Origin of the sequence: Streptomyces sp. NBC_01450 (assembly GCF_036227505.1) — a bacterium.
Classification (GTDB): Bacteria; Actinomycetota; Actinomycetes; order Streptomycetales; family Streptomycetaceae; genus Streptomyces.
In genome coordinates this window covers 3,160,957-3,183,864 of record NZ_CP109480.1, presented here as the reverse complement: position 1 = coordinate 3,183,864, position 22,908 = coordinate 3,160,957, and the positions used below count along the sequence as shown (strand labels likewise).

Here is a 22,908-nt window from a genome sequence, read left to right as displayed (position 1 = left end):
CTCGGTCCCGCCATTCGGCTCCCTCCATTCGGTCCCGCCCGGTCGGTCCCGTACGGCCCGCTCCCCCTGAACGGCTCCATCCGGCCGCGGGGATTCCGCGGGAGCCCACGCCCGGCCCATCGGCCCGCGAGGTCTTGATCTTGTGCGGCGGAGACGGTGACAAGTTGTAATCAGTCCGGGTGTGACCTGGGTCATAGAAGGATCCACACCACGGTCTGTACCGCACACGTGTGCTCGTCCGCGTCGGATGCAGCTCAACCTCTTGACGGGAGGTAACCCAAACAGCTCAGCTTAGAGTTCACTAGTTGGACATAGGCGGGGCCTCATTGTGGCGGCCTCGTACGCGGGAGGTCGTCGTGGAGACTCCGGGGTCGCAGTCGTCGCTGCACCGAGCCAATCTGGAGCGCGTCGTACGTGCGGTGCGCCTTGCCGGTTCGCTCACGCAGGCGGAGATCGCGAGGACGACGGGCCTCTCCGCCGCGACCGTTTCCAATATCGTCCGGGAGCTCAAGGACGGCGGAACGGTCGAGGTCACCCCCACTTCGGCGGGTGGCCGCAGGGCCCGCAGCGTGTCCCTGAGCGGTGACGCCGGCATCGTCATCGGTGTCGACTTCGGCCATACGCACTTGCGCGTCGCGGTAGGGAACCTCGCCCACCAGGTGCTGGCCGAGGAATCCGAGCCGCTGGACGTGGACGCGAGCGCCGCGCAGGGCTTCGACCGGGCGGAAGAGCTGGTCAGCCGCCTGATCGCGGCGACCGGGGTGGACCGGTCCAAGATCGCGGGCGTGGGTCTCGGCGTGCCGGGCCCGATCGACGTGGAGTCGGGGACCCTGGGGTCCACCGCGATCCTGCCGGGCTGGACCGGCGCGAAGCCCGCCGAGGAGCTGCGGGGGCGGCTCGGCGTGCCCGTGCACGTGGACAACGACGCCAACCTCGGCGCGCTCGGCGAGCTGGTCTGGGGCAGTGGGCGCGGGGTCAAGGACCTGGCGTACATCAAGGTCGCGAGTGGTGTCGGCGCCGGGCTGGTGATCGACGGCAAGATCTATCGCGGGCCCGGCGGCACGGCGGGCGAAATCGGCCATATCACTCTCGATGAATCCGGTCCCGTCTGTCGCTGTGGCAATCGGGGCTGCCTGGAGACCTTTACGGCGGCGCGCTATGTGCTGCCGCTCCTGCAGTCCAGTCACGGCACGGACCTGACCATGGAAGGCGTCGTCAGACTGGCTCGGGACGGCGATCCGGGCTGCCGTCGGGTGATCGCCGACGTCGGCCGTCACATCGGCAGCGGGGTCGCCAATCTGTGCAACCTGCTGAACCCGAGCCGGGTGGTTCTCGGCGGCGACCTCGCCGAGGCCGGGGAGCTCGTTCTCGGGCCCATCAGGGAGTCGGTCAGCCGGTATGCGATCCCCAGCGCCGCACGTCAACTCTCGGTGCTCCCAGGGGCACTTGGCGGTCGTGCGGAGGTGCTCGGGGCGCTCGCCCTCGCGCTCAGCGAGATGGGCGATTCGACCCTTTTGGACGGATCGCTGGCCGCGGTCACCCCTGCCTTCACTTAGAGAACGCATGGCACCGTTGCCATCTCGTTAAGTATTTACTTCTTGACGTCGCACGCGTGGCCGAGTTGACTTCCAGCCACCTCGGCCGCAACGACGCGGCCTCGTCAGGGAGGTTTCTGAAGTGAACACGCGTATGCGTCGTGCCGCGTTTGCCGTTGCCGCTGGTGCGATGGCCGTTTCGCTGGCCGCTTGTGGCAGTGCCAAGGAGTCCGGCGACAAGAGCGACAGCTCGAGCTCCGCCAAGAAGGGCGACGCGATCAAGGTCGGTCTGCTCCTTCCCGAGAACCAGACCGCGCGTTACGAGAAGTTCGACCGGCCCTTGATCGAGAAGAAGGTCAAGGAGCTGACGAACGGCAAGGGCACGCTCCAGTACGCCAACGCCAAGCAGGACGCCACCACGCAGGCGCAGCAGGTCGAGACGATGATCACCGACAAGGTGGACGTCCTGATCATCGACGCTGTGGACTCCGCGGCCATCAAGAACTCGGTCCAGAAGGCCAAGGACGCCGGCATCCCCGTCGTCGCCTACGACCGTCTCGCGCAGGGCCCGATCAGCGGTTACACCTCGTTCGACAACACGACCGTCGGCAAGACCCAGGGCCAGGCGCTCCTCACCGCGCTCGGCTCCAAGGCCAAGTCCGGCAAGATCGTGATGATGAACGGTTCGTCCACCGACCCGAACGCCGCCCAGTTCAAGGCCGGAGCCCACTCCGTCCTCGACGGCAAGGTGAACATCGGCAAGGAGTACGACACCAAGGACTGGAAGCCGGAGAACGCCAACGCCAACATGGAGGGCGCCATCACCGCCCTCGGCAAGAAGAACGTCATCGGCGTCTACTCCGCCAACGACGGCATGGCCGGCGGTATCATCACCGCCCTCAAGGCGGCCGGCATCTCCGTCCCGGTCACCGGCCAGGACGCCGAGCTCGCGGGTGTGCAGCGCATCCTCACCGGTGAGCAGTTCATGAGCGTCTACAAGTCCTACCCGCAGGAAGCGAACACCGTCGCCGAGATGGCCGTCGCGATCGCCCAGGGCAAGTCGCTCGACACCATCGCCAAGGACAAGGTCGACAGCCCGACCGACAAGGCGATCCCCTCGGTCATCGTCCCGGTCGTCTCGCTGACCAAGGACAACATCAAGGACACCGTCCTCAAGGACGGCTTCTACACGGTCAGCGACATCTGCACCGGCGCCTACAAGGCGAAGTGCGACGCGCTCGGCATCAAGTAGTCCGAGCAGCTGAAGTAGCCGCCGCAAATCCCTATCCATGTACGGGAATTCGTTCTTGAATTCCCGTACGGGACTTGCGTCATCGAAGCCCCTCCGGCGCCCCGCATCCATCAGCCCCGCAAAGCTAGGGCGGGGCGCCGGACGGAACACCCCCCTCCACAAACTTCTGCACAACCTCCCGCCGGGTCAGGCGGCGAAGGAGATGGTTCACGTGTCCGCTACGCCTGTTCTGGCGTTGCGCGGGGTCTCCAAGCGATTCGGTGCCGTCCAGGCGCTCACCGATGTAGAGCTTGAGGTCCACGCCGGTGAAGTGGTCGCCCTGGTGGGCGACAACGGCGCCGGAAAGTCCACGCTGGTGAAGACGATCGCCGGCGTGCACCCCATCGATGAGGGCGCCATCGAGTGGGACGGCAAGACCGTCCGCATCAACAAGCCGCAAGACGCCCAGGGCCTCGGTATCGCGACCGTGTACCAGGACCTGTCGCTGTGCGACAACATCGACGTCGTCGGCAACCTCTACCTGGGCCGGGAGCTGATGAAGCACGGCATCCTGGACGAGGTCGAGATGGAGCGCCGCTCCCGCGAGCTGCTGGACACGCTGTCCATCCGGATCCCCAGCGTCCGCATCCCGATCGCCTCGCTCTCCGGCGGTCAGCGCCAGACCGTGGCGATCGCCCGTTCGATGCTCGGCGAGCCCAAGCTCGTCATCCTCGACGAGCCCACCGCGGCCCTCGGTGTCGAGCAGACCGCCCAGGTCCTCGACCTGGTCGAGCGACTGCGCGAGCGCGGCCACGCGGTCATCCTCATCAGCCACAACATGGCGGACGTGAAGGCCGTGGCCGACAAGGTCGCCGTCCTGCGCCTGGGGCGCAACAACGGCATCTTCGAGGTCAAGTCGACCTCGCAGGAAGAGATCATCTCCGCCATCACGGGCGCCACGGAGAACGCCGTGACCCGTCGTGCGGCGCGCAGCAATGGGGAGGCTCAGAAGTGAGCATCGACAAGACCTCTGAGACCCCCGAGGACCACGTCGTGGAGAACCCCGAGGCGGCCGCCGCGGCGGTCACCGCGGTCGACCCCCGGCTCCTCGTCCGCGAGCAGGGTTTCGCGGGCTACGCCGCGGAGTTCAAGCGCAAGATGAAGGCCGGTGACCTGGGTTCGATTCCGGTCGTCCTCGGTCTGGTCATCATCTGGATCATCTTCCAGAGCCTGAACTCCAACTTCCTCACCGCGGGCAACCTGTCCGACATCTCCGTCGCCATGGTCGGCACGGGCATGATCGCCGTCGGTATCGTCTTCGTGCTGCTGCTCGGTGAGATCGACCTGTCGGTGGGTTCGGTCTCCGGTGTGGCGGGCGCCGCGTTCGCGGTGCTGAACGTCACGCACGGCATGAACGAGTGGCTGGCCTTCGTGCTGGCCATCCTCACGGGCACGGTCGCGGGCGCGATCCACGGTTTCGTGTTCGCTCGCATCGGTGTGCCGGCCTTCGCCGTCACCCTGGCCGGTCTGCTCTTCTGGAACGGCTTCATGCTCCGGATCCTGGGCGACAACGGCACCATCAACCTGGACAGCAACGGCCTCGTCGCCAAGCTGACCAGCTACTACTTCACCGATGTCGCCGCCGCCTACGCGCTCGCCATCGGCGTCACCGCCGTGTTCTTCCTCACCTCCTTCTACGGCAACAAGCGCCGCGAGGCCGCGGGTGTGCCGTCCCGGCCGCTGAGCGAGACCATCCTGCGCACCGCGCTGCTGGCGATCGTCTCCTTCGCCGTGGCGATCACCTACAACCAGTACAAGGGCCTGCCGCTGGCCGTGGTGATCTTCATCGCGGTGCTGCTGATCACGGACTTCGTGCTGCGCCGTACCGCGTACGGCCGGAAGATCTTCGCGCTCGGTGGCAGCGTCGAGGCCTCCCGGCGTGCCGGTATCAACGTGGAGATGGTCCGGATCTCGGTCTTCGCGATCTCCGGTACGTTCGCCGCCATCGGTGGTCTGTTCATCGCCTCGAAGATCGCCTCCGCCAACCAGGGCGCGGGCGCCGGTGACCTCCTGATGAACGCGATCGCCGCCGCGGTCATCGGTGGTACCAGCCTCTTCGGTGGTCGTGGGCGTACGTGGAACGCGCTGCTGGGTGTGCTGGTGATCGTGTCCATCCAGTACGGTCTGGCGCTGCAGGGCATCGCGTCGCCGATCCAGTACATGATCACCGGTGGTGTGCTTCTCGCCACGGTCGTCATCGACGCCGTCACCCGCAAGACGCAGAAGACGGCCGGCCGCGCGTAGCGGAGCCGTCGGGGCGCTACTCAGGCCCCTTTGATCCTGTGCCCGGCGCCAATGGCGGTGCCGGGCACAGTCATGTCCGGGCGGAACATTAGACTCGACAGGCCCGGCAAAGCTCGAACAGCTCTACTGCAAGGAGGCACGGGTGCCGCTGCTGACCCGCATCAGGGGACCGCGCGATCTGGACCGGCTCAGCCTGGAGCAGCTGGACCAGCTGGCCGAGGAGATCAGGACCTTTCTCGTCGACGAGGTCTCCAAGACCGGCGGCCACCTCGGCCCGAATCTCGGTGTCGTGGAGCTCACCATCGCGCTCCACCGTGTCTTCGAGTCGCCCAAGGACAGGGTGCTGTGGGACACCGGCCACCAGTCCTACGTCCACAAGCTGCTCACCGGCCGTCAGGACTTCTCGAAGCTGAAGATGAAGGGCGGCCTGTCCGGCTACCCCTCGCGGGCCGAGTCCGAGCACGACGTGATCGAGAACTCGCACGCCTCCACGGTCCTCGGCTGGGCCGACGGCCTGGCGAAGGCCAACGAGGTGCTGGGCAAGAGCGACCACGTGGTCGCCGTCATCGGTGACGGCGCTCTCACCGGCGGCATGGCCTGGGAGGCGCTCAACAACATCGCGGAGGCCAAGGACCGTCAGCTGGTCATCGTCGTCAACGACAACGAGCGTTCCTACGCCCCCACCATCGGCGGCCTCGCGAACCACCTGGCGACCCTGCGTACCACGGACGGCTACGAGCGCTTCCTCGCCCGGGGGAAGGACCTCCTGGAGCGCACTCCGGTCGTCGGCAAGCCGCTCTACGAGACCCTGCACGGCGCCAAGAAGGGCCTCAAGGACTTCATCGCTCCACAGGGCATGTTCGAGGACCTGGGCCTGAAGTACGTCGGCCCGATCGACGGCCACGACATCGAGGCCCTGGAGTCGGCGCTCGCCCGCGCCAAGCGCTTCGGCGGCCCGGTCATCGTGCACTGCCTCACCGAGAAGGGCCGCGGCTACCAGCCCGCCCTGCAGGACGAGGCGGACCGCTTCCACTCCGTAGGCAAGATCCACCCGGACACGGGCCTGTCGATCGCCTCCTCCGGTGCCGACTGGACCTCCGTCTTCGGCGAGGAGATGGTCAGGCTCGGCCAGGAGCGCAAGGACGTCGTGGCCATCACGGCCGCGATGCTCCAGCCGGTCGGCCTCGAGAAGTTCGCCAAGGCCTTCCCCAAACGGGTGTACGACGTCGGCATCGCGGAGCAGCACGGCGCCGTGTCGGCGGCGGGCCTGGCGACCGGCGGACTGCACCCCGTCTTCGCCGTCTACGCGACCTTCCTCAACCGCGCCTTCGACCAGGTCCTGATGGACGTGGCGCTGCACAAGTGCGGTGTGACCTTCGTGCTCGACCGTGCGGGCGTCACCGGGACCGACGGCGCCTCGCACAACGGCATGTGGGACATGTCGATCCTTCAGGTCGTGCCGGGTCTCAGGCTCGCCGCGCCGCGTGACGCCGACCAGGTCCGCGCCCAGCTGCGCGAGGCCGTCGACGTGACCGACGCGCCGACCGTGGTCCGCTTCTCCAAGGGCGCGGTCGGTCCGGCGGTGCCCGCGGTGGGCCGCATCGGCGGCATGGACGTGCTGCGCGAGCCGGGCACCGACGCGCCCGACGTACTCCTCGTCTCCGTAGGCGCCCTCGCGCCGATGTGCCTGGAGATCGCCGGCCTCCTCGACCAGCAGGGCATCTCCACGACCGTCGTCGACCCGCGCTGGGTCAAGCCGGTCGACGAGGCCATGGCCCCGCTCGCCGAGCAGCACCGCGTGGTCGTCACCGTCGAGGACAACTCCCGTGTCGGCGGAGTCGGCTCGGCGATCGCGCAGGCCCTGCGTGACGCGGGCGTCGACGTCCCGCTGCGTGACTTCGGCATCCCGCCGCGCTTCCTCGACCACGCCTCCCGCGCCGAGGTCATGGCGGAGATCGGCCTGACCGCACCGGACATCGCCCGCCAGGTCACCGGTCTCGTCTCCAAGCTCGACGGCCGCTTCCCGGGGGCCGCCGCGCAGGCGGTGGACTCGGTGGAGCCCGCGCGCGACTGACGTACCTCGATCGAACGCAGGTCCATTGGGCCGGTTCCGGCACCCCGCACGGGTGGCGAAACCGGCCCATTTGCGTGAACCCGACCGCCTCGGGGCATGCGCGGTACACGCCCCCTCGATCATGTCGAGGACACCAAGCGTGGAGGTAGGCCCGTGAGCAGCACCCTCTTCAGGACGAAGAAGGTCGAGCAGTCGATCTTGGACACTGAGGAGCCGGAGCACGCACTCAAGAAGTCGCTGTCGGCTCTGGATCTCACCGTCTTCGGCGTCGGTGTCATCATCGGTACCGGCATCTTCGTCCTCACCGGCAAGGTCGCCAAGGAGAACGCGGGCCCCGCGGTCTCGCTGGCGTTCGTCGCCGCGGGTGTCGTCTGCGCCCTCGCGGCGCTGTGCTACGCGGAGTTCGCGTCCACGGTCCCGGTGGCGGGATCCGCGTACACCTTCGCGTACGCCTCGCTCGGTGAGCTGCCCGCCTGGATCATCGGCTGGGACCTGGTGCTGGAGTTCGCGCTCGGTACGGCGGTGGTGGCCGTCGGCTGGTCGGGGTACGTGCGCTCGCTCCTGGACAACGCGGGCTGGCATCTGCCGGACTATCTCAGCGGGCGGGAGGGGACCGCCGGGTTCGGCTTCGACATCCTCGCCGCGGCGCTGGTGCTGGTGCTCACCGCCATCCTGGTCATCGGTGTGAAGCTCTCCGCCCGTGTCACCTCGGTAGTCGTCGCCATCAAGGTCACCGTCGTGCTGATCGTGATCATCGCGGGTGCCTTCTTCATCGTGGGCGACAACTACGAGCCCTTCATCCCCAAGGCACAGGCGCAGACGGCGGGCAGCAACCTCCAAGCCCCCCTCGTCCAGCTCATGTTCGGCTACACGCCCACCAACTTCGGCGTGATGGGCATCTTCACCGCCGCCTCCGTCGTCTTCTTCGCCTTCATCGGCTTCGACGTGGTGGCGACGGCCGCCGAGGAGACCAAGAACCCGCAGCGGGACATGCCGCGCGGCATCCTGGGCTCGCTCTTCATCTGCACCGCGCTCTACGTGGCCGTGTCGATCGTCGTCACGGGCATGCAGAGGTACGACCGGCTGTCCATCGACGCGCCGCTCGCCGACGCCTTCAAGGCGACCGGGCACCCCTGGTACGCGGGCGTCATCAGCTTCGGCGCCGCCGTCGGTCTGACCACGGTCTGCATGATCCTGCTGCTCGGCCAGACCCGAGTCTTCTTCGCGATGAGCCGCGACGGGCTGCTGCCGCGGTTCTTCTCCCGGGTCCACCCGAGGTTCCGCACCCCGCACCGGCCGACCATCCTGCTCGGCGTGATCATCGCGATCCTGGCGGGTTTCACCAGCCTCAGCGAACTGGCCGAACTGGTCAACATCGGCACGCTCTTCGCCTTCGTCGTCGTCGCGATCGGCGTCGTCATCCTCCGCCACACCCGCCCCGACCTGCCTCGTTCCTTCCGCACCCCGCTCGTCCCGCTCGTCCCGATCCTCTCCGTCCTCGCCTCGCTCTGGCTGATGCTCAACCTGCCCGCCGAGACGTGGCTGCGGTTCGCGGTCTGGATGGTGATCGGCTTCGTCGTCTACTTCCTGTACGGCCGCTCGCACAGCCGTCTCGAACGGCACGAGGAGGCGACCGGCGCCCGCTGATGCCGCCGCCGCGCCCCAGCGCCCGGTGATCGTCCCGTATTGATGCTCCGGCCCCGTATGTCCCGCTTCGGTGGAGACCGCGGGGCCGGATAGCGTGCACCGTATGCTCGCCGGGCTCCTGGAAACACCACGCTCCGTAGTCGCGTCACGGGTGTCGGGCCCCGGCTACTGGAGACGGCTGCTGCCCGTCCTCGGGGCGCTGGTCTGTCTCACCCGGGCTCCCTCCTTCGTAGGGCCGCTGTGGAACCCCGACGAGGGCTATCTCGCCGTACAGGCGCGGATACTGGCGGACGGGGGAAAGCTGTACGAGACCGTCGTGGACCGCAAGCCGCCGCTCGTGCCGTGGCTGTACGAGGCGGCGTTCGCGGTGTTCGGCTCCGGTTCGCTGACGTCGGTACGCGTCCTCGCGATCGTGGCCCAGCTGTCGACCGCCGTGCTGCTGGCCTCGCTGGCCCGGCGCCGCTGGGGCGATCGGGCCGGGCGCACGGCCGGGGTGCTGTACGTGCTGGTCTCGATCGGGCTCAACCCCGAGGACGCGCAGGCGGCGACCTTCGAGATCTTCATACTGCCCTGCACGACGGCCGCGATGTGGTGTGCCGACCGGCGTCGTTGGGTCGCCGCGGGGGTCGCCGTGGCCTGCTCCCTCCTGACCAAGCAGACCGGCGGAGCGGTGCTCGTGCCGGTGCTCTGGATGCTGTGGCGACAGGCGATGGCACCCCGAAGAGCCCTGCTGCGGCTGGCAGTTGGTCTGGTCGTCCCGGTCCTCGGCGCGGCGCTGCTCACCTCCCCGGCGGGGTTCCTGTTCTGGACGGTCACCGGTTCGGGCTCCTACGCCTCCTTCACGGGTTCCGAACTCCATGTCCTGTCACGGGGGTTGACCAACACGGGGATCCTCGCGGCGGCCTGCGCGGGCCTGATCCCGCCGGTCCTGCGGGCGCTGCGCGTGGCCCGCACCGGCGCGGCCGAACTCTGGCTGTGGCTCGGCTCGTCGGCGGTGGCGGTGCTGGTCGGCTTCCACTTCTTCGGTCACTACTACCTGCAACTCATCCCGGCCGTCGCCCTGCTGGCGACGGCCGCGCTGCAGATCCTGCCCCGCGACCGCCTGGTGACCGCCGTCCTCACCTCGGTCTGCTGCTGCACGCTGTTCCTGGCCTGGGGTCTGCTCGTGCCACGCCCCGAACTCGGGCACGCCCAGCGCCTCGCCGCCGCCCTGGACCACCGTACGGATCCAGGGGACCGCGTCCTGGTCTGGGGCATACACCCGGAGACGTACTGGCTGGCGCACCGGACCCCTGCCAGCCGCTATCTGACCGCCGGGCTCCTCACCAACTACAGCGGCGGCCGCGACGGTCCCCAGGTCGGCGAGAAGTACGCCGTCGAGGGCACCTGGCCGGTGTTCCGCGCGGAACTGACGGCCCATCCCCCGGCCCTCGTCGTCGACGACTCCCGCGGCAAGCCGTACGCCCCCGACCGGGTCCGCTCGCTGCGCCGGCTGCTGGACGCGGGGTACGAGGAGGCGGGCACGGTGGACGGGGCGGTGCTGTACACCCGCACGGGGCCGCCGGACTGACCCCGGAGCCGCGCGCGGCGCTCGCTCACCCACCGCGGCCCACCGGTCGCGCGCCCGCTCAGGACGGTCCCCGAACCGTCCGCGGGCCCGCCACCTCCGCGCCCGACCCGGTCACCCTGCGCCGCAGTTCACGGTCCGCCGTGACGACCAGTACGGGCCGGTCACCCGCCTCGGCCACCACCTCGACGATGCGGTCGTCGCCGCTGCCGGGTGCCTCCACGACCCGTACACCGGGGACGGACTCCACACCCTTGGCCGCGCCCTCCACCACGAGGACCAGCTCCACCGGACCCTCGTGCCCGGGCAGTTTGTCCCGGGCGAGCCGGTCCCGCAGCCGCTCGGCGGCACCCCGGCGGTCGCGCCACCAGCCGTCGGGGACGGAGCCGACGACGTTGGCGGCGTCGATGATCACGAGCAGAGGCTGGTCGGTCATCCGGCCAGCGTCGCATGAGCAGCGGTCCGGACATCTGTTTGGACATCCGTTTGAACGGCCGTCACGCGAGCTTGAAGAAACGTTCATCCTATGATGGGGCGCGCTCGGCCTCCCGCGTGCCCGCACGCGGAGGCGGCAGGGGAGCCGCGCCGAGCGTCATGAGAAGGGGCAGGTCACGTCATGCGGACCAGATCCGGGCGCGCCGCCGTCCGGGGCAGAGCGAAGGCCGACGTCGGCGCACCCGGGGAATCCGGGCGGCACATGGCGGACACCGCCGTCGGCGGCCCCTGGCTGGTCCTCGGCAAGGACGGCAGACTCAGCGCGTACGCCCACGGCCGCGCGGGGCTGCTGCGCTGGACCGAGGCGCGGCGGGGCGGCTCGCGGTGGACGGGCCCCGACGTCTTCCCGGCGGCCGATCTGACACGGGTGTCCGTGGCCCAGGGGGCCGACGGCTACGTCCACTTCCTCGGCCGGCGCGAGGTCCGCAAGGGAGACGGACCGCCCGCCGTCGACATCGTCCACGCCATCCAGTACCAGACCGACCGCCCCGTCACGGAGTGGCGTTCGCTCGGCAACCCGCACAAGGACCGGGACAAGGCGGCGCGGCTCGGCGTCCCGTCCGGGGCGGTGAGCGCGGACGGCACCGTGCACGTCTTCGTGCGCAACGCCGGGGGCGGTGTGATGCTGCGCCGGGAACTGCCGGGCGGCAAATGGGGCCCCTGGACCGACCTCAAGGGCAGCCGGGTACAGGAGCCGGTGGCCGCGGTGGCCCATCCCTCCGGTCGCGTGGAGGCGATGGCCGGGGGTGACGGCTGTGTCATGCGCTGGGTCCAGGAGGAGCCCGGCGGGGACTTCCGGCAGGCCCCGAACATCCCGCTCGTGGTGGCTCCCGGCAGCGCCGTCGCGCTGGCGACCGGGCCCGACCGGGCGACGTACTACTGGACCGACCCGGCCACCGGGGGGATCGTCGCGCACCGGCCGGGGAGTTGGGTGATCCCGCTGGGCGGCGCGCCGGCCGGGGAACCCGTCGTGGCGCTCCGCGCGGTCCTCGACGGCTACGACTGCACGGTGCTGGCCCATCGCGACCTCGACGGCCAGGTCATGCTCGCCGCCTGCGGCACGGAGAACGAGCAGGGCGGGCTGTGGTGGTCACCCACCGGCGAGCGGTGCGTGGGCGCACCGGCGGCGGCCCTCGACGTGTACGGACGTGTCGTGCTCGGGATGATCGGCGCGGACGGTGCGCTGTACGTCGCGCGGCAGAACGCCGACGGGGGCCTGACGATGGCCCCGTCCGTCCGCGTCTGACGGCGGAGGCCCCGGAACCGAGCCCGCAGAGGAACGGCAAGGCGGGCTGCTGTACCGGTGCGGGGGCGCGGAGTTCGCCCTGTTCAGGTCGGCGGGAGCCCCGTCGGCCACCGGCCGATGCGGGCCCCCATGACGTCCGTCAGGACTTGGTGCCGCCCGTCGCGGGTGACTTCTTCGCCGACTCGGGGATGGTCGTGTCCTCGCGCAGGGCCTTCCAGAGCCGGCCGGCCTGAGGCTGGGCGGCGACGACCCGGTTGGGGTCCTGGGTGTCGTACTGGACGGGCAGCATGATCGTTTCCATGTTGCCGGGGTCGATGGCCTTGAGGCTGCCGCCGTACTTGGCGAGCTTGGTGAGAGAGCCCAGAGCGGAGTCGGTGGTCAGCGCCTTGGTGGCGGAGCTGGCGATGTCGTACAGCTTCGTCGGGCTGCCCAGCACGTCCTGGCGCTTGACCTCGGCGAGCACGGCGAGCATGAACTTCTGCTGGAGACCGATACGGCCGAGGTCGCTGCCGTCGCCGTAGCCGTAGCGGGTGCGGACGAGTCTGAGGGAGTCGGTCCCGTCGAGGTGGTGGGTGCCCGCGGTCAGGTCGAGGCCGGTCTTGGAGTCCTTGATCGCCTCGTCGAGCTTGATCGTCACCCCGCCGAGGGCGTCCACGAGGTCCTTGAACCCGGCGAAGTCGATCTCCATGTAGTGGTCCATGCGGATGCCCGAGATGGACTCGACGGTCTTCACCACACAGCTCGGACCGCCCAGTGAGTAGACGGAGTTGAACATCACGCGCTTCGCCGCGGGCAGTTCCTTGCCGGAGGCGGTGGTGCAGGCGGGCCGGGTGACGAGCGTGTCGCGGGGGATGCTCACCGCGGTCGCGCGCGTGCGGCCCTCGGGTATGTGCACCACCAGCGCGGTGTCGGAGCGTGCGCCGCTCACGTTCCCGGTGTTGAGGGCGGCGTTGGCGCCGGACCGGGAGTCCGAGCCGAGCACCAGCAGATTCTGGCCACTGGTCGGCTGCTTCTCGGGGCGGTCGTCCCCGAGCGCCTTGTCGATGTCGACGTCGGAGAGGTTCGAGTTGAGGCTTTCGTACATCCACCAGACCGTTCCGCCCGCCCCGAGCAGGACGACCGCGAGGCCCAGGGCGATCCAGCGCCACACCCGGCGGCGCCGCGGCGGCTTGCCGTCGCGCTTCGACGGTGCGCGCCTCGATTTGCGGGGGCCCGACTCCGTCTCCGTCTGGGCGTGCGTCATTCCGCGGTGTCCTCTCGCTGCCGGCTCGGTGCCGAAAATCGAACGGGGGAGGGCACGAGTGGGGGGAGAGGCCGGGCCCGAAGCGGCTCACGTGCCGCGATGTGGCTGAACTATAGACCGACTTTCGAACAAGCTCGGTGGCGGTCGATTCATGAGGGCGTTACCGGAGGTTCACCCCACCAATGGACAGCTGTGTGTTTTCTGTCATTTGTGATCACTGTTGACAGTTGATGATTCACCTAGTGATGATGTGCCAGACCTGTGAAGGTTAAAACTTTGGTGTGAACGACACCGTCAGCGTTGACGGTGTGGACGCGGTCGCGGATTCGAGCCGGGGGGCACGAGGGCGGGCGACCGTAAGTGTGCTCGCCGTCGGTTTTCGGCCAGGGCGAGGAATGAGGAGGGTGGCTGTGCCGCTGCATGCGTCTGCCCATGAGGGGCAGCGGGTGTGACGACCGTTTCCGACCCCGCCGTCCATCGGGCGGTGGGTGACTTTGGCGGTGCCTCGGGGGCTCGCACCGGTACCGCCGAGCGGGCCTCCGCCCGGCCGGGGCACACCGCGGCCGACCCCGAACGGGGCGACGTCTACGTCGAGCCCGGCCTGACCCCGCTGTCCGCCCGCGAGGCGAACCGTTCCGCCCTCACCGCGCTGCTCGCCTCGGCCGGCGTCGGGTGCTTCGCGGTGCGCGGCACCTCCGACCACGGCACCGTCGTCGCCGTCGCCGAGGAGGACCGCGAGCGGGTGCTCGGTGTGCTGTTCCGCGGCCTGAGCCAGTACCCGGGACACCTGAGCGTCACCGATCCCGACAAGCCCCGCCAGGCCGGCCCCGTCTCCTCGCGCGACCCGAAGGCCTGGCGTGAGGTCGCCACCGCGCGCGTCCTCCAGGTCAGCTGGTCGCGCACCGATCCCGGCCGCCATCTGCTGCTCGGGCACGAGTACGGCTGTGCGATCGAGTTCTGGCAGCGGCAGGGCGCCCATCTCGTGGCGCCCCGCGCCAACCGCGTCACCTGGGCCGTCGCCGCCGACGGTGTGAACGTCATGGGCGCCGCCCGGCTGTTCAGCCGGTTCGTGTCGGACTGGACCGAGCGCCGCCTCGCGCCGCCGCTCGCCACCCGGCCCGAGTTCCTGGTGAACTGCGCCGACGACATCGCCTTCCCCGTCGACGCCGTCTACACCTGGGTGGACGGCAACGATCCCGCCTGGAAGCAGCGCAAGGCGCAGGCCAAGGGCGAGGTCTACCACGCGGAGTCGGCGAGCGACGCGCGCTTCATCAGTCGTGACGAACTGCGCTACTCGGTGCGCTCGCTGCACCTGTTCGCGCCCTGGATCCGCAACGTGTACATCGTCACCGACGACCAGGTCCCGGACTGGCTGCGCGAGGATCTGCCGGGTCTGCGCATCGCCAGCCATCGCGAGATCTTCCGTGACCCCGCGGACCTGCCGACCTTCAACTCGCACTCGATCGAGAGCCAGCTCCACCACATCGAGGGGCTCGCCGAGCACTTCCTGTACTTCAACGACGACATGTTCATGGGCCGCCCGGTGGCGCCGCACGCCTTCTTCACCCCGAGCGGCACCGCGCGTTACTTCCCCTCCCGCAACCGCATCCCGCAGGGGCCGGTCGCCGCGACCGACACCCCGGTCGACGCGGCCTGCAAGAACAACCGTGCGCTACTGAAGAAACGTTTCGGCAGGGTGATCACCCAGCCCATGGAACACATCCCGTACGCCCTGCGCCGCAGCGCCATGGAAGAGGCCGAACGGGACTTCCCCGAGGCCTGGGCGCGGACCTCCGCGAGCCGCTTCCGGGCGATGACGGACCTCTCACCGACCTCGTCCTTCGCGCTCTACTACGCGGCGCTCACCGGGCGGGGCCAGCCGGGCTCCATGCCCTTCACCTATCTGCAGCTGGCCGTGCCCGATCTGGCCGACCGGCTGCAACGACTGCTCGACGGCAGGGACCAGGACACGTTCTGTCTCAACGACGCCTTCTCCACACCGGAGGACATCGAGGCCCAGCAGGAACTGCTGGACGGATTCCTCAACGCCTACTTCCCCACCCCCAGTCCCCACGAGATCAGCCCCGACCCTTCCGGTCCCCACGAGCGATGAAACGGAGTTCATGACGTGTCCGACCCGACGTCGATGAGCTCCGCGGCCCACGTCTACAAGCGACTCGTTCCCCAGCCACTGCGCTCCGCCGCGGCGGGCACCGTCCCCCTGCGCGTCCGTCGCAAGGTCAAGCGCGGGCTCGCCCGGACCCTCAGCCGCCGCGAGGCACGACTGCACCGACGCGCCCTGCGCAAGGTGCGCAAGGCGGAGTTCGGGCACTCCGAGCGCCGGACCACCGCCCCCGACGGGCGGGTGGGCCACATCCACACCGGCCTGACGATCGACCTCGCCCGCCGCCTCGACCACGACCTGGTCACCTTCGCGCTGGACGCCGCCGACATCCCGTGGTTCGCCGTGCCCGCGCTCGACGACCGCCGGATCTGCCTGGCCGTGGAGCAGCGGGACAAGGGCGCCGTACGCCGTGCCCTGCGCGCGCTGATGGAGGAGCACACCGGATACGTCGTCTCGGTGTCCCCCGCGAAGAGCGACACCGAGACCGTCCCGGCCAGCCATCTGAAGGCCTGGAAACACTTCGGCAAGGCCAAGGTGATCCGCCTCACCTGGCTGCGCACCGAGCCCACCGAGAACCTGTGGGTCGGTGAGGACCAGGGCATCGAGATCGAGTTCTGGAGCGTCAACACCGATCTGCCCCAGGAGCGGCTGGTCGGACCACGCCCCAACCGGGTCCAGCGCACCGTCCCGAGCGACGCGCTCGGCATCGAGATCGGACTCGACCGGCTCTCCGGCTACTGCGACATCGACGGCGACATGGACCCGACGATCACGCTGGAGAACTTCGACATCCCCCGGCTGGAAGAGATCACCTTCCCCGTCGACGCGGTCCTCCTGTGGCAGCACCCCACCCCCTGGGGCGAGGAACTGCTGCGCGCCGCGCTGCGCTCGCTGCACCAATACGCGCCCTGGGTCGACGTCGTCCACGTGCTCGCCGAGGCACCGGTACCGGACTGGCTGCGCGCCGACGACCGGCTCGACATCGTCCGCGCGGCGCCTGGCGCCGAACGGGGCCTGCACCAACTGCCCGACCTCGCGGACAACTTCCTGCTGCTGCGCCCGGGCGCCCTGATCGGCCGCCCGGTCCGCCCCTTCGACTACTTCACCCCGCACGGCGCGACCCGCCCGCGGCGCGGCCCCTGGAACGCCGAGGAGTCCTTCGCCCCCTGGACCCGCGCCGCCTACACGGCCACCGGCCGCGTCACCGCGCACGGCTACACCGCGGGCCCCCAGCCCTACCGCCGGGAAACCCTCGCCCGGCTCGCGGCGGCCGGCGCCACCCTGCCGGAACTCACCGACGGACAGCGGCTGCCCGCCGTCCCCGGCACCCACCCCATGGACGGGCTCGTCCACCACTTCGGGTACGTCGCCGGGCTCGCCGACCCCTCCGGCGAGGCATCCGTGCTGCTGCACGCGGCCCTGCCCGGGATCGAGAACCGTCTGGAGCGACTCCTCGTCCGCCGGGACACCCAGCAGGTCCACCTCTTCGGCCTGGGCTCCGAAGAAGCGCACCGCAGGGGCGGCACCGAGGCCGTCCACCACTTCCTCCGCCGCTACTTCCCCGTCGCCTCCGCCTTCGAGCACGGGGAACCCGAAGACCCGGACACGCATTCGTGAGCATTGGCAACCCCGAGGCATCCGCCGCGGTCGGGGTGTACCGCACCCTGGTCCCCACGGGCCTCAGACGCCGGATCGCGCGGCGCGTGCCGATGCGGCTGCGCATGGCGCTCAAGCAGCTGCTGCGCCGGCTCCAGTCCGTCACCCTGGGGGCCCGGTTCTTCCGCGGCCTGCGGGCCCGCCGCCGCTGGCCGCACCTGTTCGGCGAGGGCGAGCGGCTCGCGGTGCTCCCCGGCCAGGGCGCGCAGATCGCCCTCGTACGCCCCACGGTGTCGCCGCTCGGGCTGCGCGAGGCGAACCTCGAACTGGTGGCGACCCTGCTGGAGGAGGCGGGCGTCGACTACTTCGCGATCCGCGGGAACTCCGACTTCCGCTCCAGCCTCGCCGTCGCCGAGGCCGACCGCGACCGGGTCCGCCGGGCCCTGGACCGCTCCGCCGGCACCGGACCCGTCTATGTGAGCGCCTGCCACGGCGACAAGGCGACGGGCCGCACCGCACTGTGCGGCTCCCGGCGCGGCCGGCACGTCACCCACGCGTCGCGGGTGCTGCGCGTCGGCATGGTGTGGAGCGACCCGGCGAGCTCCCTGGTCCTCGGCCTGGAGTACGGCTGCGACATCGAGTTCTGGCAGCCGAGCGAAGGGCGCCTGGTGGCCCCCCGCCCCAACCGGGTCACCGAGGACGTCGCCCTCGACGAGCCCCGGGTCACCATCCCGGTCAGCCGGCTCACGAGCTTCGCCGCCCTGCACACCCGCCGCACCCGCTCGGTGCGCACCATCCGGCCGTGCGCCGACGCGCTCCCCGAGGACGTGCGCTTCCCGATCGACGTCGTCTACACCTGGGTGGACGGCAACGACCCCGCCTGGCAGCACCGGCGCGCCGCGTTCGGACACGCCGGCTACCACACCGAGTCCGCGAACGCGGCCCGCTACATCAGCCGCGACGAACTGCGCTACTCACTGCGCGCGCTGGAGCAGAACGCCCCCTGGGTGCGCCACGTCTACGTGGTGACGGACCGTCAGCGTCCGGTCTGGCTCAACGACCGCCACCCGCGCGTCACCGTCGTCGACCACTCCGAGATCTTCGACGACCCGACCGCGCTGCCCACCTTCAACTCGCACGCCATCGAGAGCCGGCTGCACCACATCGAGGGCCTGTCCGAGCACTTCCTCTACTTCAACGACGACATGTTCCTGGGCTGCCCCGTCACCCCCCAGGACTTCTTCCTCTCCAACGGCATGACCCGTACGTTCTTCTCGCCGTCCCAGGTGCCCCGCTGGGACCTCACCCAGGGCGACCGCCCGGTCGACGCCGCGGGCAAGAACAACCGACGCCTCATCCTGGACAACTTCGGCTCGGCCATCGTCCAGAAGCTGAGGCACGCGCCCTACGCGCTGCGGCGCAGCGTCCTCCAGGAGATCGAGCGCGAGTTCGCCGGGGCCCACCGGCAGACCTCGCTCAGCCGCTTCCGCAGCGCCACCGACATCTCCATCCCGTCCTCGCTCTACCACTACTACGCCTACTTCACCGGCCGGGCCGTGCCCTCGACCATCGGCTTCGCCTACCTCGACCTGGCGAAACCCGAGATCCAGCGGCGCCTGGGCATCCTGCTGGCCCGCCGCGACCGGCAGGCGTTCTGCATCAACGACACGCTCTCCGACGGCCAGGACACCGAACGCCAGACAGCGATGCTCAGACGATTCCTCGACGCGTACTACCCCGTGCCCAGCCCCTTCGAGCGGAAGGAACCCGAGATCCGGTGAAGATCTCCTTCCTCATCAACAACATCTACGGCATCGGGGGTACCAACCGCACGGTCATCAACCTCGCCGAGGCGCTCGCCGTCCGACACGACGTGGAGATCGTCTCCGTCTTCCGGCGGGCGACCACCACCAAGTTCGAGATCTCGCCGCGGATCACCGTGCGCGCCCTCGTCGACCTGCGCCCCGGCTCCGCCGACCGCGGCGCCGCCGGCAGCGACGAACCGAGCGACGTGGTGCCGCGCCAGGAGGAGTTCTACGCGCAGTACAGCAGGTTCACCGACGGGCGCATCATCCGCGACCTGCAGAAGACGGAAGCGGACGTCGTCGTCGGCACCCGCCCCAGCCTCAACCTCTTCGTCGCGGCCCACACCCGCGACGGCGCGCTGCGCGTGGCCCAGGAGCACATGACCCACCTGGCCATCCCGCCCGCCGTACGCGCCGAGATGTCCCGCGTCTACCCGCGCCTCGACGCCGTCACCACCGTCACCGAGGCCGACGCCCAGTCGTTCCTGGAGAACACCCCCATCCCCGGCATCCCCGTGGTGGGCATCCCCAACAGCGTCCCCCAGCCCGCCGTACCGCCCTCCGACTGCGCGCACAAGGTCGTCGTCAGCGCCGGCCGCATGCACCACATCAAGCGCTACGACCTCCTCATCCGCGCCTTCGGCATGCTCGCCGACGAGTTCCCCGACTGGCAGCTGCGCATCTACGGCGACGGCGGCGAGGCCGGCACACTGCGCACCCTCGTACGGGAACTGGGCCTCGCGGGCCGCGCCCTGCTGATGGGCGGCTTCTCACCGATCGAGTCCGAGTGGGCCAAGGGCTCGATCGCGGCGGTCACCTCCAGCGCGGAATCCTTCGGCATGACCCTCGTCGAGGCCATGCGCTGCGGCCTGCCCGTCGTCTCCACCGACTGCCCGGTGGGCCCCAGGGAGATCCTCCGCGACGGCGAGGACGGCTTCCTCGTCCCGAACGGCGACACCGAGGCGATCGCCCAGGGCCTGCGCCGCCTCATGGCCGACGAGGCACTCCGCCGCGACATGGGCGCCGCCGCACTGCGCAACGCCGCCCGCTACGACCCCGCCGCCGTCGCCGCCCGCTACGTCGACCTCTTCGAGGACGCCGCCCGCCGCCGGGCCGCCGCCGTCCGCGGCTACCGCGCACCGGCGGGCCCCAAGGAAGCCGCCACCGCCCAGGTCACGGTGCCACCGGTCTCCCTCGGCGCCGCCACCGTGGACGTCACGGCGGACGACGCGGGCTGGCTGCGGTTCGCCGCCGACGGCCCCGGCGAGGGGCGGCAGCGCTGGCAGTTCGTCCTGCGCCACAAGCCCTCCGACGACGACCGCCGCCCCGACCTGCCGCTGCGCACCGTCCGCAGGACACTCGACAACGGCGCCACCCGCTACACGGCCGCGCTCACCCCGTCCGCCCTCGACGAACTCGGCGACGGACGCTGGCAGGTGACCATGCACAGCCCGAAGTCGCCCGTCGTGCATATGAAGGCGGGCCTGCGCGACACCCGGGCACTCATCGACGCCCGCGCCCGCCTCATGGCCCGCCCGACCACCCGCTCCGTCGGCTGGAACCTCCCCTACGCCCAGCCCAACGGCCGGCTGATGCTGCGCACCGTACTGCGCGAGGAGCACGTCGAGTGCACCTCGGTCGAGGTGACCGACACCGGCATCACCCTGGCGGGCGTCCTGTGCGGCGAGCGCAGGGTCGAGCCCGGCGCCCTCTTCGTGGTCAGCCGCCGGGGCCGGTACGAGAGGAACCTCACCGTGCCCGTCGAGACCCTGGGCCGCCAGGGGTTCCGCGCCGAGGTCCCCGTCCGCCGGATCGTGGACCTGCGCCTCGCGCGCTGGGAGGACTGGGACTGGTGGCTCCAGCCGAACCCCGCCGACCGCCGCAAGGTCCGCGTCTGCCACCTCCTCGAGGACTTCCCCGACGTCAAGGGCGCCTACGCCTATCCGTCCGTCCCGCTCGTCGGCGACGAGCCCTCCCCGTACGCCGTCGCCCACCCGGCACGCCCGGTGTGGGTACGGCCCTACTGCTCCGCCTCCGGAGCCATGGCCATGAATGTGGTGGACCGATGAACCAGACGACTCGCTCCCTCCTGCACATCGTCGCCCACCAGGACGACGACCTGTACTTCATGAACCCCGACCTCGTCAGATCCCTGCAGGACGGCGACCTCGTCACCACGGTCGTCCTCACCGCCGGCGAGGGCGACGGGATCAACGCCGACACCAACGACCCCGAACACGCCGCGCTCCCGCCGGACTTCACCGGCTACAGCACCGAGCGCGGCTGCGGACTGCGTTCCGCGTACGCCCGGATGGCGACCGGCGACCGTGACAGCCCCTGGCGGCGCGAACCCGTCGACCTCGTACCCGGGTTCGCCGCGGAGCGGTTCACGCTCGCCGACCGGGACGGCGTGTACCTGTACTTCCTCCAACTCCACCAGGGCGCGCCCACCGACCGCGGCCGTACCCGCGTCCACGAGCTGTGGGAGGGCGCCCTGCGCACCCAGGCCACGCTGCCGGCGCGCGGCTGCACGGTCGGCGAGGTCCAGCACGTCACCCGGGAACAGGTCGTCGGCGCGCTCACCGCGCTGCTGGCCCACGTCCGCCCCACCGTCGTACGGACCATGGACCCCGACCCCGAACACGACGGCGGCAAGGAGGAGTACGTCTGCTCCGACCACGTCGACCACACCGCCACCGCGCACTTCGCGCTCGCCGCCCTCACCCGGCACCGCGAGGCGGGCCACACCCCGGTCGTCGAGCACTACCGCGCCTACGCCAACCGCTTCTGGGGCTACAACCTCGACTCGGCGGCGGTCTCGGAGAAGGCCGAGTACCTCGCCACCTACGCGGGCCTCGACGCCCCGCAGTCCTGCCCCCACGGCACCTGCGAGCGCTGCGGGGACCGCCAGCTGGGGCCGAACCCCTTCCGCAGCACACACATGAGAAGCGCCGCCTACCGCTACTCGCCCACGACCGACTGGCTGCGCCTGGGCCCCGACGGCCGGCTGAACGCCTTCGGGGTGCTCGCCGGACGCCTCGCCTTCTGGACGGAGACCGCCCCCGCGAGCGGCGAGTGGAAGGGCCCCTTCGTCCTCGGCGACGGCTGGCTCGCCCCCACCCTCGCCGTCACCGGCGTGCCCGGCGGCCCCGCCGAACTCGTCGGCCTGCGCCGTCAGTCGGTGGTCGGCAGCGGGGTCACCGTCGACGTCGTGCACACCGTGCAGGACCCCGACGGCAACGGCTTCAGCGGCTGGCGGACCCTGGAGAACCCGGACTGGTCCCACGGCGACGGCCGCCGCCAGCGCGAGGTGGGCGTGCCGTCCGCCGCCGTCGACGGCATGGGCCGACTCCACGTGTTCGTGCGCGACTTCGCCCAGGGCATCAGCCTGCGCCGCCGCGACACCACGGGCGCCTGGACCCCCTGGGAGAACCTCGGCGGCTCCTTCGTCCAGGACGCGGGCACGGCACTGACCACCCAGCACGGCACGGTGGAGCTCTACGTCCCCGGCAAGAACACCGTATGGCGCTGGTACCAGCCCGAACCCGGCGGCCCTTTCACCCTCGACGACACCCTCAAGACCGGCCGCCCCGCGACCGGCGGCATCACCGCCGTCGACTCGGGCGCGGGCCGCACCTGTCTGTACTACCGGGAGGCCGGCACCCAGCAGGTCATGGCCTACCGTCAACACGCCGACGGCCGGTGGCCCGGATCCGGTGCCGGGCTCGGCGGCCACGGCGGTACGGGCGCCGTCGCCGCGCTGTGGGCACCCGAACGCGGCGCCCGGGAAGCCTTCCTGGCCCACCGGGGCAGCCGCGGCCGCCCCGTCGTGTCGCTGCCCGACCGTGACAAGGACATCTCCGGCACCCACTGGCGTGAGTCGGGCGACATGTTCACCCACGCCCCCGCGATGGCACGCGACGCCGCGGGTGCCGTCGTCCTGGCGGTCATCGGCACCGACGGGCACCTGCACGTCCGCCGCCAGCTGTCACCGGCCGCGGGCAGCCCCCTGGGCCCCTGGCGATGACGGCCGGGCTCCG

Annotated in this window: 15 protein-coding genes and 1 pseudogene; 14 read left to right on the top strand and 2 right to left on the bottom strand. The window is 70.4% G+C overall.

Translation table 11 applies throughout. The features are described from left to right. Window positions 1–356 precede the first annotated feature (356 nt). From OG568_RS14355 to OG568_RS14325, 7 genes are all read left to right on the top strand, one after another. Complete coding sequence (locus OG568_RS14355) at window positions 357–1,556, top strand: ROK family transcriptional regulator (RefSeq protein WP_329363263.1); 1,200 nt, start codon at window positions 357–359, stop codon at window positions 1,554–1,556. A 133-nt stretch (window positions 1,557–1,689) separates the two neighbouring features. Then, entirely contained in the window at window positions 1,690–2,787 is a 1,098-nt protein-coding gene (locus tag OG568_RS14350) for a sugar ABC transporter substrate-binding protein (RefSeq protein WP_329373532.1), read from the top strand. Between the two features lie 202 nt (window positions 2,788–2,989). Beyond that, a complete protein-coding gene (locus OG568_RS14345) occupies window positions 2,990–3,781 on the top strand; it encodes an ATP-binding cassette domain-containing protein (RefSeq protein WP_329531822.1) in 792 nt (263 codons plus the stop codon). Further along, complete coding sequence (locus OG568_RS14340; protein ID WP_266429870.1) at window positions 3,778–5,070, top strand: sugar ABC transporter permease; 1,293 nt, start codon at window positions 3,778–3,780, stop codon at window positions 5,068–5,070. The genes OG568_RS14345 and OG568_RS14340 overlap by 4 nt, the downstream gene beginning before the upstream one ends. A 142-nt stretch (window positions 5,071–5,212) precedes the next feature. Next, complete coding sequence (gene dxs, locus OG568_RS14335) at window positions 5,213–7,144, top strand: 1-deoxy-D-xylulose-5-phosphate synthase (RefSeq protein WP_266586701.1); 1,932 nt, start codon at window positions 5,213–5,215, stop codon at window positions 7,142–7,144. Between the two features lie 153 nt (window positions 7,145–7,297). After that, window positions 7,298–8,791, top strand: a complete 1,494-nt coding sequence (locus OG568_RS14330; RefSeq protein ID WP_329531821.1) for an amino acid permease — start codon at window positions 7,298–7,300, stop codon at window positions 8,789–8,791. Between the two features lie 103 nt (window positions 8,792–8,894). Beyond that, the gene (locus tag OG568_RS14325) at window positions 8,895–10,361 is read left to right on the top strand and encodes an ArnT family glycosyltransferase (RefSeq protein WP_329531820.1); all 1,467 of its coding nucleotides are present in this window, start codon (window positions 8,895–8,897) and stop codon (window positions 10,359–10,361) included. A gap of 58 nt (window positions 10,362–10,419) precedes the next feature. On the opposite strand, the gene OG568_RS14320 is transcribed toward OG568_RS14325, so the two are convergent. Continuing rightward, on the bottom strand, window positions 10,420–10,794 hold the full coding sequence (locus tag OG568_RS14320) for an NTP pyrophosphohydrolase (protein ID WP_329531819.1): 375 nt from the start codon (window positions 10,792–10,794) through the stop codon (window positions 10,420–10,422). 180 nt (window positions 10,795–10,974) lie between these two features. Between OG568_RS14320 and OG568_RS14315 the strand changes: the two genes are divergently transcribed. After that, the gene (locus tag OG568_RS14315) at window positions 10,975–12,099 is read left to right on the top strand and encodes a hypothetical protein (RefSeq protein ID WP_329531818.1); all 1,125 of its coding nucleotides are present in this window, start codon (window positions 10,975–10,977) and stop codon (window positions 12,097–12,099) included. A 13-nt stretch (window positions 12,100–12,112) separates the two neighbouring features. Next, window positions 12,113–12,211: pseudogene (locus OG568_RS14310) on the top strand (VOC family protein); the annotation flags it as partial. A 27-nt stretch (window positions 12,212–12,238) separates the two neighbouring features. Here OG568_RS14310 and OG568_RS14305 read toward each other — a convergent pair. After that, a complete protein-coding gene (locus OG568_RS14305) occupies window positions 12,239–13,342 on the bottom strand; it encodes an LCP family protein (RefSeq protein WP_329531816.1) in 1,104 nt (367 codons plus the stop codon). A 448-nt stretch (window positions 13,343–13,790) separates the two neighbouring features. On the opposite strand from OG568_RS14305, the gene OG568_RS14300 reads away from it, so the two are divergent. Genes OG568_RS14300 through OG568_RS14280 form a run of 5 tightly spaced genes read left to right on the top strand, consistent with a single transcriptional unit; the run spans window position 13,791 to window position 22,895 of the window. Next, entirely contained in the window at window positions 13,791–15,455 is a 1,665-nt protein-coding gene (locus OG568_RS14300; protein WP_329531815.1) for a stealth family protein, read from the top strand. A gap of 15 nt (window positions 15,456–15,470) precedes the next feature. Then, window positions 15,471–17,084, top strand: coding sequence for a sugar phosphotransferase (locus OG568_RS14295; protein ID WP_329531814.1), 1,614 nt, complete (start codon window positions 15,471–15,473; stop codon window positions 17,082–17,084). After that, on the top strand, window positions 17,081–18,844 hold the full coding sequence (locus OG568_RS14290; RefSeq protein WP_329531813.1) for a stealth family protein: 1,764 nt from the start codon (window positions 17,081–17,083) through the stop codon (window positions 18,842–18,844). The genes OG568_RS14295 and OG568_RS14290 overlap by 4 nt, the downstream gene beginning before the upstream one ends. Then, window positions 18,841–20,937 carry a glycosyltransferase family 4 protein gene (locus OG568_RS14285; RefSeq protein WP_329531812.1) on the top strand — a complete coding sequence of 699 codons (2,097 nt, stop codon included), beginning with the start codon at window positions 18,841–18,843 and terminating at the stop codon, window positions 20,935–20,937. Before OG568_RS14290 ends, OG568_RS14285 begins: the two co-directional genes overlap by 4 nt. After that, a complete protein-coding gene (locus OG568_RS14280) occupies window positions 20,934–22,895 on the top strand; it encodes a hypothetical protein (protein WP_329531811.1) in 1,962 nt (653 codons plus the stop codon). Before OG568_RS14285 ends, OG568_RS14280 begins: the two co-directional genes overlap by 4 nt. The last annotated feature ends 13 nt before the right edge of the window (window positions 22,896–22,908 follow it).

Excerpts from the sequence above, each read along its gene's own strand:
- OG568_RS14350 (WP_329373532.1), top strand. The coding sequence starts at position 1,690 with ATGCGTCGTGCCGCGTTTGCCGTTGCCGCTGGTGCGATGGCCGTTTCG.
- OG568_RS14345 (WP_329531822.1), top strand. The coding sequence starts at position 2,990 with ATGGTTCACGTGTCCGCTACGCCTGTTCTGGCGTTGCGCGGGGTCTCC.
- OG568_RS14325 (WP_329531820.1), top strand. The coding sequence starts at position 8,895 with ATGCTCGCCGGGCTCCTGGAAACACCACGCTCCGTAGTCGCGTCACGG.
- OG568_RS14320 (WP_329531819.1), bottom strand. The coding sequence starts at position 10,794 with ATGACCGACCAGCCTCTGCTCGTGATCATCGACGCCGCCAACGTCGTC.
- OG568_RS14315 (WP_329531818.1), top strand. The coding sequence starts at position 10,975 with ATGCGGACCAGATCCGGGCGCGCCGCCGTCCGGGGCAGAGCGAAGGCC.
- OG568_RS14305 (WP_329531816.1), bottom strand. The coding sequence starts at position 13,342 with ATGACGCACGCCCAGACGGAGACGGAGTCGGGCCCCCGCAAATCGAGG.
- OG568_RS14280 (WP_329531811.1), top strand. The coding sequence starts at position 20,934 with ATGAACCAGACGACTCGCTCCCTCCTGCACATCGTCGCCCACCAGGAC.